The 19,239-nt window shown below is 60.4% G+C and carries 11 protein-coding genes and 2 pseudogenes; 9 read left to right on the forward strand and 4 right to left on the reverse strand.

All coding sequences use genetic code 11. The features are described 5' to 3' along the window. The first annotated feature begins 88 nt into the window (after window positions 1-88). The 4 genes and pseudogenes from tdh (at window position 89) to AC0L2V_RS22755 (ending at window position 6,520) form a co-directional block, all read left to right on the forward strand. Window positions 89-1,123, forward strand: coding sequence for an L-threonine 3-dehydrogenase (gene tdh / locus AC0L2V_RS22740; protein ID WP_473521241.1), 1,035 nt, complete (start codon window positions 89-91; stop codon window positions 1,121-1,123). A gap of 323 nt (window positions 1,124-1,446) precedes the next feature. Beyond that, window positions 1,447-3,030 carry a M16 family metallopeptidase gene (locus AC0L2V_RS22745; protein WP_473521242.1) on the forward strand — a complete coding sequence of 528 codons (1,584 nt, stop codon included), beginning with the start codon at window positions 1,447-1,449 and terminating at the stop codon, window positions 3,028-3,030. Window positions 3,031-3,034: 4 nt separating this feature from the next. Continuing rightward, on the forward strand, window positions 3,035-4,426 hold the full coding sequence (locus tag AC0L2V_RS22750; protein ID WP_473521243.1) for a M16 family metallopeptidase: 1,392 nt from the start codon (window positions 3,035-3,037) through the stop codon (window positions 4,424-4,426). Window positions 4,427-4,679: 253 nt separating this feature from the next. Further along, window positions 4,680-6,520: pseudogene (locus AC0L2V_RS22755) on the forward strand (type II toxin-antitoxin system HipA family toxin). A gap of 660 nt (window positions 6,521-7,180) precedes the next feature. Here the strand turns inward: AC0L2V_RS22755 and AC0L2V_RS22760 are convergent. Further along, the gene (locus tag AC0L2V_RS22760; protein WP_473521244.1) at window positions 7,181-7,567 is read right to left on the reverse strand and encodes a hypothetical protein; all 387 of its coding nucleotides are present in this window, start codon (window positions 7,565-7,567) and stop codon (window positions 7,181-7,183) included. After that, complete coding sequence (locus AC0L2V_RS22765) at window positions 7,558-8,913, reverse strand: aspartate aminotransferase family protein (protein ID WP_473521245.1); 1,356 nt, start codon at window positions 8,911-8,913, stop codon at window positions 7,558-7,560. The genes AC0L2V_RS22760 and AC0L2V_RS22765 overlap by 10 nt, the downstream gene beginning before the upstream one ends. A 780-nt stretch (window positions 8,914-9,693) precedes the next feature. Here AC0L2V_RS22765 and AC0L2V_RS22770 point away from each other — a divergent pair. The 4 genes from AC0L2V_RS22770 to AC0L2V_RS22785 all read left to right on the forward strand — a co-directional run bounded on the left by AC0L2V_RS22770 (window position 9,694) and on the right by AC0L2V_RS22785 (window position 14,417). Next, entirely contained in the window at window positions 9,694-10,056 is a 363-nt protein-coding gene (locus AC0L2V_RS22770; RefSeq protein ID WP_473521246.1) for a hypothetical protein, read from the forward strand. 373 nt (window positions 10,057-10,429) lie between these two features. After that, window positions 10,430-11,887 carry an NAD-dependent succinate-semialdehyde dehydrogenase gene (locus AC0L2V_RS22775; protein WP_473521313.1) on the forward strand — a complete coding sequence of 486 codons (1,458 nt, stop codon included), beginning with the start codon at window positions 10,430-10,432 and terminating at the stop codon, window positions 11,885-11,887. A gap of 1,246 nt (window positions 11,888-13,133) precedes the next feature. Further along, window positions 13,134-13,907, forward strand: a complete 774-nt coding sequence (locus AC0L2V_RS22780; protein ID WP_473521247.1) for an HAD-IIA family hydrolase — start codon at window positions 13,134-13,136, stop codon at window positions 13,905-13,907. Window positions 13,908-14,045: 138 nt separating this feature from the next. After that, on the forward strand, window positions 14,046-14,417 hold the full coding sequence (locus tag AC0L2V_RS22785; protein ID WP_473521248.1) for a hypothetical protein: 372 nt from the start codon (window positions 14,046-14,048) through the stop codon (window positions 14,415-14,417). Window positions 14,418-15,044: 627 nt separating this feature from the next. Here AC0L2V_RS22785 and AC0L2V_RS22790 read toward each other — a convergent pair. Further along, window positions 15,045-15,347: a DUF2285 domain-containing protein gene (locus AC0L2V_RS22790; protein ID WP_473521249.1), complete on the reverse strand. Its 303-nt coding sequence runs from the start codon at window positions 15,345-15,347 to the stop codon at window positions 15,045-15,047. After that, on the reverse strand, window positions 15,298-15,852 hold the full coding sequence (locus AC0L2V_RS22795; protein ID WP_473521250.1) for a transcriptional regulator domain-containing protein: 555 nt from the start codon (window positions 15,850-15,852) through the stop codon (window positions 15,298-15,300). The genes AC0L2V_RS22790 and AC0L2V_RS22795 overlap by 50 nt, the downstream gene beginning before the upstream one ends. A 1,356-nt stretch (window positions 15,853-17,208) precedes the next feature. Between AC0L2V_RS22795 and AC0L2V_RS22800 the strand changes: the two are divergent. Next, window positions 17,209-19,152, forward strand: a pseudogene (locus AC0L2V_RS22800) (alpha/beta fold hydrolase); the annotation flags it as partial. Between the last annotated feature and the right edge of the window lie 87 nt (window positions 19,153-19,239).

The following is a 19,239-nucleotide window of genomic DNA, read 5'->3' on the forward strand; positions in this document are numbered from 1 at the left end:
GGTGTGCTCTCCGAGCCTACCTTTCCGTTGTGCAGGCTACCAGAGCAGTCGCGAGGAGCGGAATCAACCAAGGTGTAAGGAGCACCTGATGTCGAATATGATGAAGGCGCTGGTCAAGGCCAAGGCCGAGCCGGGCATCTGGATGGAAGAGGTGCCGGTACCGGAAATCGGCCCGAACGACGTTCTGATCAAGATCAAGAAGACCGCGATCTGCGGTACCGACGTCCACATCTACAATTGGGACCAGTGGGCGCAGAAGACCGTGCCGGTGCCGATGGTGACCGGCCACGAATTCGTCGGCACCGTCGCCGACTTCGGCGCGGCGGTCACCGAATACAAGATCGGCCAGCGTGTTTCGGGCGAAGGCCACATCGTCTGCGGCCATTGCCGCAATTGCCGGGCGGGCAGGGGGCATCTGTGCCGCAACACGCTCGGCGTCGGCGTCAACCGGCCGGGCGCCTTCGGTGAATATCTGGCGATCCCGCAGCACAACGTCGTGCCGATCCCCGATGACGTGCCCGACGAGATCGCCGCAATCTTCGATCCCCTGGGCAATGCGGTTCACACCGCACTGTCCTTTGATCTCGTCGGCGAGGACGTGCTGGTCACCGGCGCCGGGCCGATCGGCATCATGGCTGCACTCGTCGCTCAATGCGTCGGCGCGCGAAAAGTGGTCATCACCGACATCAATCCGGTGCGGCTGGCGCTGGCGAAAAAACTCCGCGTCCAGCATGTGATCGACGCGTCGAAGGAAAAGCTGCGCGATATCATGCCGGCGCTCGGCATGACCGAAGGTTTTGACGTCGGCCTGGAAATGTCGGGTGCGGCACCCGCCTTCCGCGACATGATCGACGCCATGAACAATGGCGGCAAGATCGCCATTTTGGGCATCGCGCCGACCGGCTTCGAAATCGACTGGAACAAGGTCATCTTCAAGATGCTGCATCTCAAGGGCCTTTATGGCCGCGAAATGTTCGAGACCTGGTACAAGATGATCGCCCTGGTGCAGGGCCCGCTCGATGTCAGCGGGTTGATCACCCACCGCATCGGCATTGATGACTTCCAGACTGGATTCGACGCAATGCGCAGCGGCAATTCGGGCAAGGTGGTGATGGACTGGTGAGCGTTGGCCGGGTGCCGTTCCGGAAAACGTTGGAGGGACAGCACCCCCGGCCTGCGGGTACGATGTGAGCAAAGGTACGCTGGCGACCCAGCAACTACGGGCGCGCTAACGCCACCAATATTCGCCGCTCTCCTACGGGTAGTAGTTCACCTAGCCGCCTTTTTAAGCGGCAAGCGCTTCCCACTCGGCGGTGTCAGATGTCCGACAATGTCGGATGCGCAACACACAGAGTCCGATTAATCACATTGCCGAAACGGTTTTCTCATTTGGCACGGTGCGTGCGTGGTCATCGCAAACACATACGAGGCCAGGAGAGTCGTCCCATGATCCCCCACCAAAAAAATGCCGCCCCACCTTTCCACGACGCACTCAAAGATAACGCTCGAGTCGGGCTTGGCAGCATGCTGAGGGCTCATCTGGCCCGGCGCTGCCCACCGATCCACTTTCTCCCAGTGAGGGCGACGAGGACGCAGCACCTTGAAAATGAGGGACAACTCAGTTCACCTGGAACCTTGCCCATCGCCCGGTCACCACAACCGGAGCCATCGGTAAATCTTCGGTCTGGCTGGCTGCGCGGGACACTTTTTGCGACCGCGCTGTCGTTTGTGACCACCGCCGCTCCGGTTCTGGCGGCCACCGATGACATCAAGGTGACGAATTTCCTGCTCGACAACGGCATGGAGGTTGTCGTCATTCCCGATTACCGGGCGCCGATCGTCACCCATATGGTGTGGTACAAGATCGGCAGCGCGGATGAGCCGCCGGGCAAGTCGGGCATCGCCCATTTTTTCGAGCATCTGATGTTCAAGGCGACGACCAATCATGCGACCGGCGCGTTCGACCGCGCCGTCTCCGCCATCGGCGGTTCGAACAACGCTTTCACTTCCTATGACTACACCGCCTTTTACGAGACGGTGGTGCCGCAGGCGCTCGAGCAGATGATGGATTTCGAGGCCGATCGCATGCGCAACCTCATCCTCAACGACAATGTCATCGCCACCGAGCGCGACGTGATCCTCGAGGAACGCCGCTCGCGCATCGACAGCAATCCGCAGGCAGTGCTCGGCAAGGAGGTCGACGCTACGCTCTGGCAGAACCAGCCCTATCGCATTCCGGTGATCGGCTGGATGCAGGAGATGGAGAAGCTGAACCGCGCCGACGCCAAGGCTTTCTACGACAAATATTACACGCCCAACAACGCCGTGCTGGTGGTGGCCGGCGATGTCGAGCCGGAGGTGGTCAAGGCGCTGGCCGAAAAGACCTACGGTAAGATCGCGCGTGGTCCAGACCTGCCGCCGCGCATCCGTCCGGTCGAACCCGAGCAGAACACCAGGCGCACGGTGACGCTCACTGACGCGCGTGTCAGCGTGCCGAACTTTTCGACGCAATGGGTGGTTCCCTCCTATCACACTGGAAAGCCGGGCGAAGCGGAAGCGCTGGACCTGCTGGCGGAGATCCTCGGCGGCGGTAGCCGCAGCCGGCTGTACCAGGCTCTCGTCGTCAAGCAAGGCATAGCCGCGGCGGCCGGCGCCTATTTCGAGGGCACCATGCTGGATGACAGCCACTTCAGCATCCACGGCGCGCCGCGCGGCGACGCCAAGCTGGCCGTTGTCCAGGCGGCGGTCGAGGCCGAGGTCGCCCGAATCGCCAAGGACGGCGTCACATCAGGCGAGCTTGAGAAGGCCAAGGATCGTTTCGTCCGCTCGGTAATTTTCGCCCACGACGAGCAGAGTTCCATCGCCAACATGTATGGCTCCACGCTTGCCACCGGCGGCAGTGTGAAAGACGTCGAGGAATGGCCCGACCGCATCCGCAAGGTCACCGCCGATCAGGTTAAGGGCGTTGCCGCCCGCTATCTCGTGTTCGACCATTCGACCACTGGTTATCTCTTGCCCAAGGACAATTGACCCGATGACAAACCAACTCCGCAGCGCCATTGCACAAGCATTGCCCTCTCCCGTTGGAGAAGGGAGGGCCGTGCGCCTCGTCACCTTGCTGGCCGTCCTTTCCCTTGCTATTTTCTTCCTCATCCTGCCGGCGCTCACCGCCCGTGCTGCGGTGAACATCCAGGAGGTGAAATCTGAAAAGGGGATCACCGCCTGGCTGGTGGAAGACCACACGCTGCCGATCGTCACGCTCCACTTTGTCTTCGACGGCGGCACCAGCCAGGACCCGGCCGGTAAAGAGGGGCTTGCCAATTTGATGACCGGCTTGTTCGACGAGGGCGCCGGCGATTACGACAGCGACACGTTTCAGGTGAAGCTTGACGACGCCGGCGCCGAAATGAGCTTCGACGCGTGGCGCGACGGCATCTATGGCTCGATACGCCTGCTTTCCAAGCGCCAGGACGCCGCTTTCGATCTGGTCGGGCTAGCGGTGAACAGGCCTCGCTTCGATCAGGAGCCGGTCTACCGCATCCGCGCCCAGCTTCTCTCCGGCATCATCGCCAACGAGCGCGAACCTCACGCGATAGCCGAGCTTGCATGGCGGCGCAGGATCTACGGCACGCATCCGTATTCGAGGCCGCCCGAGGGTACCAAGGAAAGCCTGGCCCGCATAACGCCCGCCGATCTAAGCGCCTTCCACAAGGCCGCTTTCGCCCGCGACGGGCTGCATGTCGCGGTTGTCGGCGACATAGATGCCAAAGCCCTGAGTGCTAGGCTCGACCAGTTGTTCGGCGATTTGCCTCAGAAGCAGGCGCTCGCCCCAGTACCTGATGTCACTCCGAAGCTCGGCCGGTGGACGTTGGTTGCATACGCCCTGCCCCAGACTTCCCTCCAGCTGGCTTTTCCTGGCATCGGACGAAGCGACCCGGAATTCTATGCCGCGCAGCTGATAAACGATATACTCGGAGGCTCGCCATTTACCTCCCGTCTTTTCCAGGAAGTGCGCGAAAAGCGCGGCCTTGCCTACGGTGTCTCCTCTAGCTTGGAAGGCTATCAGCATTCCAACACGCTTGTCGTGGCCACGTCGACGCGCGCCGACAGGGCGGCCGAGACGCTCGACCTGATAAGACGAGTAATCAAGGAGCTGATGGACACAGGGCCAACAGCGGCCGAGCTCGAAGCGAGCAAGAAGTATCTGATCGGCGCCTATGCTATCGACAATCTGGGTTCCTCAAGGTCGATTTCAGCGACGCTTGTCGGGTTGCAGCTCAACAAGCTCGGCATAGACTACATCCAGCGCCGCCCGGCCCTCATCGAGCAGGTGACGCTCGACCAGGTCAGGGCGGCGGCGAAGAAGCTGCTTTCGGTCGAGCCCGCCATTATGGGCGTGGGCCCGCGGCTTGCCGGTGTCCCGTAACGGCAATAATCTCGCGCTCTACATAGTTGCTGAAGGACTCCGCCAACCTGGGCTGATCCGACATGGTGTGGCAGAATGAACGCCTTGATTTCTCCCTGCTCGCCCTCGTACTTGCGGAGCCGGAGAAACGCCGACGTCCCGAGCAAGCGTTTTAACTTCCGCGTATATGAAATACGGGAAAGTTAGAATCTATGGAATTTGGAGCGGACCCATGCTAACTTTCCCGTATCTCAAATACGGGAAAGTTAGAAGAATGGCCCTTCACCTCGTCGGGGAAAACATCGATAAAACCCGCAGCCACTATCAGGCTGAAACGGGCAAGCTCGTCCAGCTAATGCGCGGCATCTATGTCGATGCCCGGAGGATATCGAGGCCACGATACTCAAGCACGCTGTCCGCATCACCAAATACCTGTATCCCAACGCTTACCTCTCGGCGGCGAGCGCAGTCCTTCTCCGTCCGACCCGCGATGGCCGCCTGTTCCTGAGCGGGCGACGAATACAGCGCACGCGCTTGCGCTCGCTGGAAATCATTCAGAACGCAGCTCCCGACCACCCATCAGTCGCTCAAGCGATTGTCGATGATGGCATGGGAGAATTCCGGATCGACGTCTCTTCGATGCGCCAGCGCTTCCTCGAAGCTTTCCGCCTGCGCAGCGAACACGCGGCATCCATCGATGAGACGATGCGCGAGGCAATTGCGAACCGCCTCATAGAAGAATACGGCAGCGCCCAAGGCGCTGCCGACGCGACATGGGCGCTTGCCCGCGCAAACCAGTGGCATCGCAAAGGCGAGCACGCCGAGCGCTTCCTCCTCCGCCGTCCACTGATGGCGGAGCCCGCGCGCAATGAAGCCGCGCTCGATCTGATAGTAGCCTGGCACGGCGCTCCACTCGGCAATCTCACACATGATGGTTTTGAGTGGCGCTGGAATCCAGACGATCAGGATGGCCCGCCACTTGTTCGCCAGACCACGCCGGGCAAGCTGCCCCCTTTCATCCTGTCGCTGCTGCCTGAAGGCTGGCTTGAATCAGTGTTGAACGACCGCGACGAGCGCGCGATGCTGCGCTCGGGCAAACGCTACATGTCGAACATCACCATCGTCGAGCATGCGAGCGATCTCTCCGCCCTGCCGCCCGACATCCTGCTAACCCGGCTCAATGGATTTACTAGGAACTCTGTCTTCACTGGCCAGTATGCAGGGCCGGGTCGCGGCGATTTAGAGCAGAGCTTCGAGCGCAATCTGGCGCAGATTTTCGAGCGTACCGATACGCCCCGTTTATCGGGCGTTCAGATCAAAGCGCCGATGTTCCTCGATGCCGACGGTACTCTCTCCCCCAGTACCGGCAAACCGTTCACCTACATCCTCAAGCCTGCCGGTACAGGTGGATTTGAGGCCCTGCCGGTGATCGAATGGCAGTCGCTCGCTTTGGGCAGCGCAGCCGGTTTCAAGACGCCCGCGACAGCGCTCGTCCCCATGCCTGACGGGATGCCTCCGGCGCTCCTCGTCGAGCGGTTCGACATCAGAACGAGCCTTGACGACAAGCATCTTTGGGCGCTTGAGGAGTTTTTTTCAGTGCTCGGTGTGCCCACGGAAGCAAAATACGACGGCAGAATGGAGCGAATCGCGCGGGCACTAAGACCGCTATCGACCTCCCCCGAAGACGACGTCCTGCTTGTCCTTAAGCGATCCTTATTCGCCTGGCTGATCGCCGATGGCGACATGCACCTGAAGAACATAGCACTGCTGAAAATCGCAGAGCCCGGAAGCGCGCAGTTCAGCTCAGTCCGCATGGCTCCGCTCTACGACGCGGTCACGACTCGCGTGTTTCCAAATCTCGAAAAAGACCGGATGGCCCTCAAGCTGAACGGCAAAGACGATCGTCTCCGGCGCGCCGACTTCAAGGTTTTCGCGAGCACGGCTGGCCTCAAGGCAGCCGAGGCGGATACCAGCATCGACGATCTCGTTTCAGCCCTCTCACGCGCTCTCAACCACCTCGAATTGCCGCCACCTCTATCAGACGGCTCTCAAGGCGCGAAGATGGCGGAGCAAATGCGCGCTATTGTCCACGAACGCATCGAAGGGTTTGCGTAGATATATCGATCAACTGATACGACGGTTTCCGCTCTCAGACCCACACACCTTATTGGCTGAACCGCCTAGCCATATAGCGCTCAAGTTTGAGCTTGCGCTTTCCCAATCCGGCCTCCATCCGCGTCCAATTTTTTGACCCCCTTATGGACTGTGCGACGGACAGCGTTCGCCCGGGCGGAGCTGGTCAAGGTTGCGCAGCCCGGGCGGGCGCGGACCGCGCTTGGCAGCTGAAAGGTGATCAGGCGCGGTTCTTGAAGCGCCAGGACTCGTGTGGACAGGTGACAAGTCATTGATGCTGCGGACTTGCAACTTTTCTCTGTCGTGAAAGGACAAGTTCTTTATCAATGATCCAAAATTTCACATTGGAATCATAGTTCTTGATGATTTTCCCATAGTCTTTCTGCGCGAAGGATCGTCACCCGTATGGACCAAGACTCTGCTTCGCCGAAGGCCACGCAGGGGCTTGGCCTCTACAACGACGCGATGGAAGCCTTTGATGGCGCAGGTCCGGGCCATTGTGCAGGTAACCGTCTCCAACCACAAACAACTCACACTGAGGAGAAGGACTCGGGAAACGCCGCAAACCACCTGCAAAATCTCAGAAAACGGCAGGAATGCTGGAGGTTCTGTGAAAAACGAACGCAAACCTCTTCTCTGCAGTCAAACCGCGAAGCCGATGGCGCGTCTTTGCGCGCGGCCCTCGATTGGCGCGTTTCCACGGGCAGGCAAGCTGACGATTATCGGTCCATCCCGGACCAGCCGCGGCAGGCGAACGCTGGCATACTGCGCCAGCCACAATTGGCAGCTGCCGGTCGAATTTAGTTTGTCGAACCGGGTGCGAGCGGCACCGATAACCGCCCCCCTTGATGGCAGCGTGTTCTCGACGGGACGACGTTCGTCGGTGCACCGTTCAACGTTATTGTCGTGCATTCCTTTCCCGCTTCGCTCCCGATCACTTAGCGGATCCAATGACAGGTATCGGCGATAGCCGCCGACGCGAGCGCTGCCGCGAAACTGCGCTTTCCACCATTGCTCGATCAGTCCCACGGAGATTGTTTCCAAGTTTCATGAACGGCATCCACGAGCGCTGCCGCTAGATCTTGGACATCTGTCTCGCTCATCGGAGTCGAGAGCGCGCCAGAGCAATTCGTCGTCATTAGAAATCTCCGTTCCAGCATTGCAAGGTGCACCTTTGCGAGCGCCACCTTCTGCAGCGCGCTCGGGAACGAGGTCCGGTAGTTTCGGATCACTTCAGTTTTCAGGTGGAGCCGAAAGAGGGAGCTCGCGCCGGTAACCTGTGCGGGGAGTTCGCGCCTTCTGAGTTGCTCGATGATTTCACTGCGAAGCGTTTCGCCCATCTGGTTAAGACGGTCCACGGCATCCTTTGTGTATGATTGCAGTGCCGCCAGCCCAGCTGTCATGCTGAGGGGGTTTGCGCTGAACGTGCCGCCGTGGGACACGGCTGGCTTGCCCCTGGTGTGATCGAAGACCGCCATGTACGACGCAGGCCCCGCTACGGCTCCAACGGGCAAACCTCCGCCGATGATCTTGCCCAAAGCGACCAGATCCGGCTCAAAGCCGAAGATGTCATGGGCGCCACGGAAACCGACGCGGTAAGAAACGACCTCGTCAACCACAAGCAGGATGCCGTAGCGGTTACAGCAATCCTGGATGACCTCCCGCAAATCCGCCTCTATCGGAACCATGCCCACGCGGGGAGCAACGGGATCGAGAAGGATCGCGGCGAGGCGCTCATGGTGTGCACGGATGAGCTCTCTGCACGATTTGGGCTCGTTGTAAGGAAGGACAAGGACATCCGCGGCGGTGGAGGCGGGAGTTCCACTGGCATAGAGCACACTGCTAGGCGACGAATCGCCCCAGTTGTTTGGTGCAGAATCAAGGCTCACTTCCACATAGTCATAGGCGCCGTGATATGCGCCCTCGAACTTGGCAATCATCGGGCGCCCTGTAATAGCGCGAGCGGCCTTGACAGAGAACATAACAGCCTCGGTGCCGGAGCTCGTAAAGCGGACCTGCTCAAGCTTCGGCGAACGCGTCGTGATTGCTTCCGAAAGCCTGGTCTCGCTTGTGGTCGGAAGCCCGAATGCGGTGCCGTCGTCCAGGACGTTGTGCAGCGCCTCGATCACCGGCGGAAAGGCATGGCCGTGAACGAGCGAGAAGGAGTTGTTTGCGCAGTCGAAGACCTTGCTACCGTCCGCGTCAGTGATCCAGCTGCCCGCTCCTGCCACAGCATAGGGCGGGTGGGGAGCGAAGAACTGCGCAGCACGCATGCTGCCGCCGGGCGTGATCTTTAGCGCTCGTTGAAACTCCTCGCGAGATTTTGGCCCAACGACCTCTCCCCGGTTGTGGCCCAGCCCTGAAATGTGCTGCATGTCTGAACTCCTTGACTACCTTTGTCGAGATGGCGAGGCTCTACGAAACTTTGATGCCATTTGGCGGTGGAGCGAGTTCTGATGGAGGCTTATACCATCAACACGGATCGAGAATGCTGCCTACTTTCGTGGCGGAATCGCAGCTCGCCGGCACTCTCGGTGCCGCAACCATCACGCGAAACTTCGGCGTCGGCACGCCGGCATCGCGGGCTAGTCTCTAGGCGATGACCTTGTCGAGCGCTAGCCCATGCCGGGGCGGGCCGGATCCAGTGTACGGGATGCCCGCCGGGCATGGCGGGAACGTGGGTGAGACCACTTCTCGCCCTGAATACCGTAAGCATGTTGAAGGCGATCCCCGAGGGCCGGGTCTGCGGATGGGCGGCATAAACCACACGAGCGAAGCGAGCAGTTCTTTATCGCCGTCGCACCCCGGCGTCTGGTGGCCGCCCTCTCGCAGTACCGCCGTCATGCTTTTGACCTCGCCGCGGTGGTCGACCTCCGGGCGCGGCTGTCCGAACCGATGATCATGCCGGTGTGACCATGGATCTATACGACGACTACTCGCATCAGCTACTCCCTCAGTTTGCGCACCGTCACGTTCTGCGCGCAGTTGGTTGATCGAGAGGAACAATTCGTCTGGGCCCCCCGGCCGTTAACTGTCACGTGCAATTGACGTGCCACCGAGGAGCGCGTTCAAAAGGAGAAAACCACGCATTCGTGCCACGCGGGTGGGATGCCGGCGCGTCAGTTGTGTCGGGTTTCGAACCTATGGCGTCTTCAATGGGAAACGACCGGATACAAGAACATGGAAGTCGTCTCCTGGTCTTCAAGGAAAGAGGCCGAGCTCGAGGCAACCAAGAAACATGGATCGGCGCCTATGCTATCTACAAGCTGGATCCCTCCAGGTCGATTGCAGCCCCGCCTCTCGAATCGCAGCTCGAGAAGCTCGGCATCGACAACACTCAAGCGCCGCGCAGCCTGATCGATCCGGTGATGCTCGATCAAGTCAGGGCAGCGGCGGAGCTGGTTCCGGCCGAGCCCGCCATTTATGGTCATCGGCCTGACGCTGGGGGCAAGGATGAGCCCGGCAGCCCAGTTCGCGTTCCTTCTCCTTTTCTCGGGGGGTTAAATCCGGTTCGGTGAGAAAGGCTGCGGAGCTGTTTTCGCGGGCGTGCGAAGCACCTGCCGGGTCAGTCGACCGATCCGCCGAATCGTGGCTCGCCTTCTCCTCATGGGAGCCTGCCTTCCGATGGCAGAGATCGCGATCCGTTCAGGCCACATGAACTGGCTGCGCGGGCGGAAGCCGATGTCCATTGTTCAGGTTGTCACTTAATGAGAACCGCAAGCCATCGACCACAACACCTCAAGAATCTCCCATTCAAGTTGAGTGGAATGGTCTACCAGCCATCAGGCCGAGGCCCTATAAGCAACCCCAGGCGCGGAATATGCACCGACGCCTGCCGACATACGATCCGCAGCGTTTGAGAGGAATTCAGTATTGCCCCTGTGCCTGCCGATGGTCCGCCACCTGAAATCCCCGGACCTGTTTGGCGCCATCGATCGCCTGCCGGCGCTCGGCACGCCAGTTAGCCAGCGGACATTCGAGGTCCTCAACCCGTCGAGCGGCGAAGTGCTGGCAATACTTCCCGACATGGATGTGGAGGAGACACGCGCTGCGATCGAGAAGGCCTACGTAGCGCAGCCTGGATGGGCGGGGCTGACCGCCCGTGAACGCAGCGACGTTCTGTGGCGATGGCATGAGCTGATCATTGACCACGCCGGTGATCTTGCGGCGATCCTCACTGCAGAGATGGGCAAGCCGTTTGCCGAAGCCAAGTCGGAGGTTTCGCATGCGGCCGCGTATCTGCAATGGTACGCCGAAGAAGCCAATCGCATCTATGGCGAGACGATCCCCGCACCCTCGACAGACCGTCGCATGCTGGTGATCAAGCAGCCGATCGGTGTGGTCGGTACGATTACGCCATGGAATTTCCCAGCGTCGATGGTGGCGCGCAAGATCTCGCCGGCCTTGGCGGCGGGCTGCGCGATCGTGCTCAAACCTGCTGAACAGACGCCGCTCGTGGCAGGTGCAATGTTTGCCCTTGCGCACCAGGCCGGCTTTCCCGACGGCGTCGTCAACCTGGTCTATGCGTCCGAAGCTGGTGGCGTTGGGCGCGAACTCTGCTCCAATACCAAGGTCCGAAAGATCAGCTTTACAGGCTCCACTGAGGTTGGCCGGCTGCTCATGCGCCAGTGCTCCGACCAGATCAAGAAGGTTAGCCTCGAGCTCGGCGGCAATGCCCCTTTCATTGTCTTTGATGACGCCGATATCGACGCTGCGGTTGACGGCGCGATCCAGGCGAAATTCCGCAACGCCGGCCAGACTTGCGTTTCAGCAAACCGTCTTTACGTCCAATCGAGCGTTCACGATGAGTTCGTCGAGAAGTTCGTGGAGAAAGTCCGGCACTTATCGGTTGGCGACGGATTCGCTCCGGGGGTGGACATCGGACCGCTCATCGACATCCATGCTCTGCGCAAGATCGAGTCCCACATTGCAGATGCCGTTGCCAAAGGGGGCACAATTCGATGCGGGGCCGAACGTATCGGCAGGGTTGGCACCTTCTTCAGACCCACAGTCCTCACCGAAATTTCCAGCATCATGGCGGTTGCGCAAGAGGAGACTTTCGGGCCGCTGGCGCCGATCATTCGCTTCCACGATGCGGATCAGGTTGTACGTGAGGCCAACGACACGATCTACGGCCTCGCCGCCTATTTCTATGCCTCGAACCTGAAGCGTGTCTGGCGCGTGGCCGAGGCATTGGAATATGGCATGGTTGGCATCAACACGGGGCGTATGTCTTCGGAAGCGGCGCCCTTTGGCGGGATGAAGCAGTCCGGCATCGGGCGGGAGGGTTCCCGCCATGGGCTCGAAGACTACCTCGAAATGAAATATCTCTGCATAGGCGGAATCTGATCTCTATGTGGATGGACACCTCAGGCGCAGAATGAACCAACGGGATGATCGAGCGCTTTGGCGAACCTTCTTGCGGCTGGTTCGGTCGTCTATCGCGACCCCGACCTGCGCGCCTTAAGTGTGCATCTAAGCGCCCAGCTACGTTGAACCGCCTTTACGGCGACGAGCCAAGCGCCGGTACCGGACGGTACGTTGCTCATCCTATCCAACCGCGGCAAGCATCTCATCTGTGCGGGGCGACAGCATCGAGAAGTGCCCGGAGATCCGGCCGCGATCGCTCGTTTGGGCCTCATAAATTGCGCCCTCGTAAACGACGTATAGCTTCTTCGGAAGGGCAGGTCCCGATCGCCGTTCGGCGCCCCAATTGGCTCATTTAGCAATTTGGGCCGATCACTTTCAGATAGGTTGAGTGGCATTTTCCAACCCACTTTTTCGGCTCGCTGCCGTGAAATTCAAACAGGGGATGAGCGCCCTTTCCGACGTGATTGAATCGACGCTCGCCCTTGTCATAGCGCCGCCCTGTTGCCTTTCCCTTCTTTGCCGGCCAATGCCATTTTCTATCTTCGCTCCTCAATACCCAACCGCCGCCCCAAACGAAGTGTCTTCGGGCTCTGCCTCAAAAATGTCCTAAGGCGAAATACGTCCTCTTCCTGTTGCCGCGGCCCAAGCTCGGCGACTAGCAGGCTTTTGAACAGGTCAGGCGAAGGGACATCGCAGGGGCCCGACCCTGACTTGGCAGAAACGCGAAAACAAATGAACGGGTAAACCACTCGCGGTCAGCGTCAAGAGTCGGTACTGAATTCCACCTTGGGCGCGGGAGCGACTCCCGAAATCGTTGATGCTGTCCGATTATTTGGGAGTCCGCCAAGGCACCGGCGTGTTTGCGTCCGCGCCGCGAGACAATGCTGGGGGTTCCATCACTGTGATGCCGCCAATTACGAGGGTTCTGCAGAGAAAACGGCTCGCCAGGGTAGTGGTTCACGCGAACCAGAACGCGATCGTCCATCAGATGTGGTGACACAGCGAGTGTCGCCAACCTGACGGTGCAGGGCGTCGCACGGCGAGCGGATGACGCCACCGACACTTTCTACGCCGCAACGTCCTTATTGCCGCACAAGCAATTGAGCGCCCTTCGCGCATCGCTCTGAATCGGTACAGTCGCCGGCATTCTCGCCTGGAGAAGATACAGCGACACAAGACTTGCCCAGGCCGTGCATCCACGAAAGACATCGAGGGTTGAGGTCCAATGATTATAGCGCATCTGCTCGACATGGACGGGGTCCTGGTCCGCGGCGGCCAACCGATTGCTGGCTCGGTCGACTATGTCGCCGGGCTGATCGCCAAGGGTGAGCCGTTTCAGATCTTCACCAATAACTCGCGCTTCACGCCCGAAGATCACGCCAAGCGTCTAAGAGCGGTTGGCTTCGCCGTGCAGCCGGAGCACATCTACACGTCGGCGCTCGCCACCGCGCGGTTCGTGGAACTACAAAAGCACGGATCATCTGCCTATGTCATCGGCGACCACGGTCTGGTCGAGGCCCTGCGGCAGGCAGGCTGCCGGATAACGGAGTTTGCCCCCGAGTTCGTGGTCCTCGGTGACACCACTTCGTACCACTACGAGCAGATCGCAACTGGCGCCGAGCTTGTGTCGAAGGGCGCCCGCTTTCTCGCCACCAATCCGGATGCGACGGGCCCGACCGAGCGGGGCTCCCATCCGGCATGCGGTGCAGTCGCAGCACTAATCGAGAAGGCCACCGGCCGTCAGCCCTATTTCGTAGGGAAGCCGAACCCGTTCATGATGCGCAACGCGCTCGACCGGCTCGGAGTGCGAGCTGTCGATACCATCATGGTCGGTGACCGCATGGACACCGACGTGCTCGCCGGGCTGGAATCGGGCCTCAAGACAGCCCTTGTGCTTACTGGGGTGACTAAACTGGCCGACATAGAGCGGTTTCCATTCAGACCGGACCACGTGGTCGAGTGCCTTGCCGATCTGGGCCAGATCATAGCGAACCAATAAGCCGAACACACCCTGCACGAAGACCGGACGCTCCCTTTACGTTCCGCATGGCGGCCGTCAACCCGGGCAATTGTCGGGAGGAACGCTGGCCGATTCCAATGCCCGAAAGGCGTGGGCGCGTTGCACATTAGGGAGGGGTTGCGCCTCGAACCGCTTTTTTATGGTGAACAGGAGGACTTGCGACAGGGCGGGACGTTGAACAGCGCAGGACTAGCCGTTGCCGCGGAACAGGCGGCTCGGCGGCTGCGTGTAGCGAGTGGCATCGAAGCCCTTCGAAACAACTTTAAACGGGAGTTGGCAATCCGCTTGCCGCAAGTACGTTTTAATGGGATTCAAGCACCGCGCCTTTCAAATACGTGCTCTTTGATGATCCCGTGGTGTGAGGCCGATGCGATTGTCGAGCGCCTGGCGATGCGCGGAATCTGCCTGTCCACAGGTTCCGCCTGCCGCGTTGGCTCCACCGCTCCGTCGCATGTGCTGACGACGATGGGATCAGCTATCAAGGTGTAAGTCTACGCTGCGAGTGAACCTTTCCACATTCACTCCAAAGGCGGATCTCGAGTTGGCAATGGCCGAAATAGTCGCTGCCGTGAATACGGAGGCACAACGACCGCGCTCGAAGTCTGACAATGTTCTAGCCCTTGCGCTTCGTTCACGTAATCATGGCAGACGCAGCGACAACTTCCGCCTCCTCGACTGCCTTTCGGCACCAGTCCGCATAGCCGGACGCGAAACATTGCGCCTCTAATTGAAGTTCTAAACGCGAGTGCGTCTGAACACGCATGCCCGGCAGGAGACTGAGCTCGCTGCCGGGCCGGGTACGCCTTGGGAGGTGGCGTAATTCAGCGACTCTCGTGGAGGTGGAACCACTCAGTCCGCGGGTTTTGCTGAATAGCGAGCATATACCATGCCAGGTCAAAAAGCGTTTAAAAACACCCGAGAGTCAGGTTCCTGTACGTTGCGTACTAGACATTGTCCGCTATCGGACAATGCGAACGTGCCTCTTGGCATCGATCGATGCCTCAACCAGAGCGCCCCCGCGAAGGCCGTTGGCTGCCTGTCGACCAGGCCAATCGGTGGTGACGGGTTTTAGCTCCGAACTATTCGCCGGCTGACGCACAGGGCGGACTGTCACTTTTAAAGAAGGAAATCTCTGTACCCTCCATTCATGAGCCCGCGGCCGCGAGAGACGGCGCGGCGAATGCGGTCGCGCAGATGATTGCGAGGATCCCTCCAGTCGGCATGGACGCGCCGTTGACCAATCAGCGCTTCGGCGAGCTCGCGATGTGACGCTCCAGCAAGCGAACCGTCGAGCGCACGAAGAACGAAGGTCAAACGGGGACCGCGTCTTTCCGGCGGAAACAAGCGGGCGGGCAGGTGTTGACCCAGACTAAGAGCATTGAGGCACTCGAGCGCCCTCAGACGGGGCTTCGAAAGCATCGCTGGCCAGATCGCCTCGGTGCGGAGGCAAACAGGGTGCAAGATGTCCGCGCCAGAGACGGCGAGCTGGAGCGTATGTTCCGCATTGCGAAGAAGAACATGCTGGCCCTTGTGGGGCGCCAGCAGGACCGTCGCACGACATGGCAATGCCGAGAGCTCGAACGGCAATGTGGCCGAGGATGCGGACAGATGTTCTGCAATGACCGGCAGCACATGGACGCACCAGAGCGGAGACCAGAATACGAGCGAATTTCGCCCATAAGCCTCGGCGAAACAGGACACCCCAGCGCGACAGGTCGCCGGCCGACGCGACCACCTCGAGGAAGGGGCGGTAGGACAAAGTATTAGCCTGCTGGCTTGCAGCGGTCACTTCACGCCGAAATGCTGGATTGCGGCGCAAGAACTCCCAAGCCCACTCGCGCGGCGTCAGACCTGAGGTGTAATCGTATGATCTTTCATCGCGCCAATCAGCCTCATCCGCGCCTGTCACGAGAACTGTACGCACGACTGTGCTCCCCTGCCCGCCCCCAGGGAGGTCGAAACATCATACCGCTTGGCAAAGCGCCGTCGCCGACGGCACCAGACCTCGATGGAGGCATTTCGTCGAAGCGTGTCCCATTGACACTGTCGAGGGCATAAGGCGTCGCAAATAGCGACCAGGCCGTCGAACCCGCGCAGCGACAGCCAGCAAGGGCGGAGCACGCCAAGGGAATCGATTTGACAGCGGTGAGCGGCTCCTGCGCCGGTCAAGACGTGGCCTAAAGGCGCAGTAGCGCAGCGGTGGATTGCACGCTCCTTGTGGGAAAGTTGTCGTAGCGCCGGCGCTATAAGCTCAGTCATTGGCAGGTCTCCTCGGGGGAAATTTCCGCCATTGGAGGCCAAGTTTCAGGGTATGGCAGCCTGTATAGGTGTACAGGTTGAGCCGACTGTTCAGTGGGCCCGCCAAACCAACCGGCAAGACGCGCAATTGCGTTTGGGGTGGTGCTCACGCCGGGGTTTTGCGAGCGGCATGGATATGGAGCGCGGTCGGGCTCGCTTGCCCCTCGATGGAGCCGATTTCCCAGGCAGACTTGCCCCGCACCGCTCCTGTTGCGGCATACAAATGCGCGGCGTCAGGAAAGACACGTCGACGATTAGCCGTTTCCGCCGAGATACTCACGCCGAGCCCGAGCTTCCCCTGTCTCCTGACCCTCTACCTTGCATATTGAATGACGGGGGCGCCAGCAGCTGAAGTTGCCCTAGCGACCAGTACCCGTCTGTTCGTTCGAAACGCAGCTTGCTGGCGCGATCGGCAGACTTCAAAAATGCAATCAAGGGATGGTGCAGGCCAAGATTGCTGGCAGGCCCGGATAACTCAGCTCGGCCAAGCGGAGCCCCACCCTTCCTCGGATCTCCGATTCTTTGCCGCTGGCGGCCTCTAGAGCAACAGAGGGAGCCGGTTGGTCGCTCACGGCGGCCATCGCCTCGTGCTGTCTGCCAATTGAATCCGGCTGCTGAAGCGTTCCGGAGCGAAGATGTTGGGGGCCAAACAAGTTCACAGCTTCACTGTTCGAGTTCGTGGCCGGTGTCACCGATCGCGCCGGAGGTTGGTCCGGTGATTACCGGGTGCACTCGTTGTCGGATTCTCGACGATGTCGGACATCTGACACAGCGCTGTCAGAGCTGTCACATTGTTCCGAAACGGTTTTCCCAGTTGGCACGACGGTTGCAGTCCTATGCGCAAAAGCACTGCGACGCCGCACCGACTGAAAAGAACCCACCTGATGATCACGGCTTTCGAACATGGGGGCGCCGCCGCCAACACTGAGCGTTCCCGAGCAGACGGAAGCCATTGCGCTTTCATTCCTTCGGTTGTCCGGACATGAGCGAATTCGATTTCCGCCCAACTGTGAGTGCACCCGACGATGACCCCCATCGTTGGCTTGAAGATGTAGAAGGCGAACGGGCACTTGCGGGAACGGCCGGGCAGTCGACAAAGACCCTGAAGCACTTCGGTGGAACGCAGTTCGAGCGCGACCGGGCTGCGCTGACAGCGGTATTCGACCGTCCCGACAGGATCCCCCTGGTCACGCGCCGCGGTCAATACCTCTACAATTTCTGGCGAGATGCCGGAAATCCGCGAGGACTGTGGCGCCGGACCACCCTTGCCCTCTACATGCAGGCGGATCCCCAATGGGAGCTACTGCTCGATCTGGATGCCCTCGCGGCTAGCGACGGAGAGGACTGGATCTGGAGTGGTGCGTCGATCGAGCCGGAGAGACGGGAAAGAGCCGTTCTGCGCCTGTCGCGCGGCGGCAGCGATGCGGTCGTGCATCGCGAATTCGACCTCAGCTCTCTGAGCTTTGTCGCCGACGGTTTCATTCTCCCCGAAGCGAAGGGCGACATTGATTGGCTCGACCCCAACATGCTTCTGCTTTCCAGTGCGCTTGGTCGGGGCATGGCCACCCGCTCCGGTTACGCCCGCACCGTGCGACTGTGGAAGCGTGGCGCGGATCCCCTCACCGCGCCGGTGATCTTCGAGACCGGTTCCGAAAACCTCGGTGTGTCTGGCCATCTGGACCGTAACGCCGAGAGCGAGCGCCTGTGGTTCGTCGAGCAGCTGGCCTGGCTCGAGAAGAAAGTCCGCATTGGTGATAGGAGCGGGCCGAAGATCGAGATCGACCTTCCCAAGGACGCTAGGTGGGATAACTTCGGCGATTGGCTGGTGGTAAAGCCGCGCAAAGCATGGACGGTTGCCGGCACAACCTATTGCGCCGACGCGCTGATCGGCATCTCACTTTCCGCTTTCCTGGCCGGCGAGCGCCGTTTTAGTACGCTGTTTGAACCAGCCGAGAGGCGCTGTCTGCAGTCATTCTTCTGGAATGACGGGAAGCTCATTATCGCCTACCTGGCGAACCTCGTTCCAAGATTCGAGATGTTCACCCCGGGCCCGCAGGAATGGACACGCCGAGCCCCTCGACACAGTGCCCGCCGAAGGGACTGTTCACCTCTGGTCACTTGATGCGGCAGATCACGAGACCAATGGAGAGGTCCTGGTTTGCGCTCAGGATCCGATCACGCCGCCGCAGCTTTTCCTGTTCGATCTCAACGCCGCGCCGCCTCTCAGCGCTTCAGTAATCCTGAAGCGCAACCCGGAGACTTTCGACGCATCCGGACTGGTGGTCACGCGCCACGAGGCAGTGTCGATCGATGGTGAGATGATCCCCTATACGCAGGTCGGTCCGGCTGATGGGAACGGAGATGCCCCGGTTCACCTTTCCGCCTATGGCGGGTTCGGCAAATCGCTCCTGCCCTACTACTACTCCTCGCTCGGCAAGCTGTGGCTCGAGCGCGGCGGCACGTGTGTGGTGGCGAACATCCGCGGGGGCGGCGAGTTCGGCACCCGCTGGCACGATGCCGGGCGGAGGGAGGGCAAGCGTCTCGCCCATGACGATTTCGCCGCATTGCCGCCGACCTCGTGCGAAGGGGCATTACGCTGCCGAGGCGGATTGCCGCCCAGGGGGGCTCAAATGGCGGTCTACTGATCGCCAACATGCTTGCCCGCTATCCTGAGCGTTTCGGCGCGCTGTTCTGCATGGTTCCGCTTATCGACATGCGCCGCTACACCAAACTTCTGGCGGGCGCGAGCTGGATCGACGAATATGGCGATCCCGACAAGGCTGACGATTGGGCTTTCCTGAAGGAAATCTCCGCCTATCACACTGCCACGCCGGGATAGCCCTATCCGCCTATCCTGCTCGCCACCATGAGACGCGACGACCGCGTCCACCCGGGCCATGCGCGTAAGATGGCCGCAAAACTCCGCGGCGGGCCTAGAAGGGAGTGCCGCCTGCCCTGCTCCGTCGGGAAAGGCCCAACAGAGAAGTTGTGCGGGTCTGACGACCGGCGCCAC

It is taken from the genome of Mesorhizobium sp. WSM4814 (assembly GCF_055811595.1).

Bases quoted from the DNA above. Each gene is read 5' to 3' on its own strand.
- tdh (WP_473521241.1), top strand. From the start codon at position 89: ATGTCGAATATGATGAAGGCGCTGGTCAAGGCCAAGGCCGAGCCGGGC.
- AC0L2V_RS22745 (WP_473521242.1), top strand. From the start codon at position 1,447: ATGATCCCCCACCAAAAAAATGCCGCCCCACCTTTCCACGACGCACTC.
- AC0L2V_RS22750 (WP_473521243.1), top strand. From the start codon at position 3,035: ATGACAAACCAACTCCGCAGCGCCATTGCACAAGCATTGCCCTCTCCC.
- AC0L2V_RS22765 (WP_473521245.1), bottom strand. From the start codon at position 8,913: ATGCAGCACATTTCAGGGCTGGGCCACAACCGGGGAGAGGTCGTTGGG.
- AC0L2V_RS22770 (WP_473521246.1), top strand. From the start codon at position 9,694: ATGGGAAACGACCGGATACAAGAACATGGAAGTCGTCTCCTGGTCTTC.
- AC0L2V_RS22775 (WP_473521313.1), top strand. From the start codon at position 10,430: ATGGTCCGCCACCTGAAATCCCCGGACCTGTTTGGCGCCATCGATCGC.
- AC0L2V_RS22780 (WP_473521247.1), top strand. From the start codon at position 13,134: ATGATTATAGCGCATCTGCTCGACATGGACGGGGTCCTGGTCCGCGGC.
- AC0L2V_RS22790 (WP_473521249.1), bottom strand. From the start codon at position 15,347: ATGCTTTCGAAGCCCCGTCTGAGGGCGCTCGAGTGCCTCAATGCTCTT.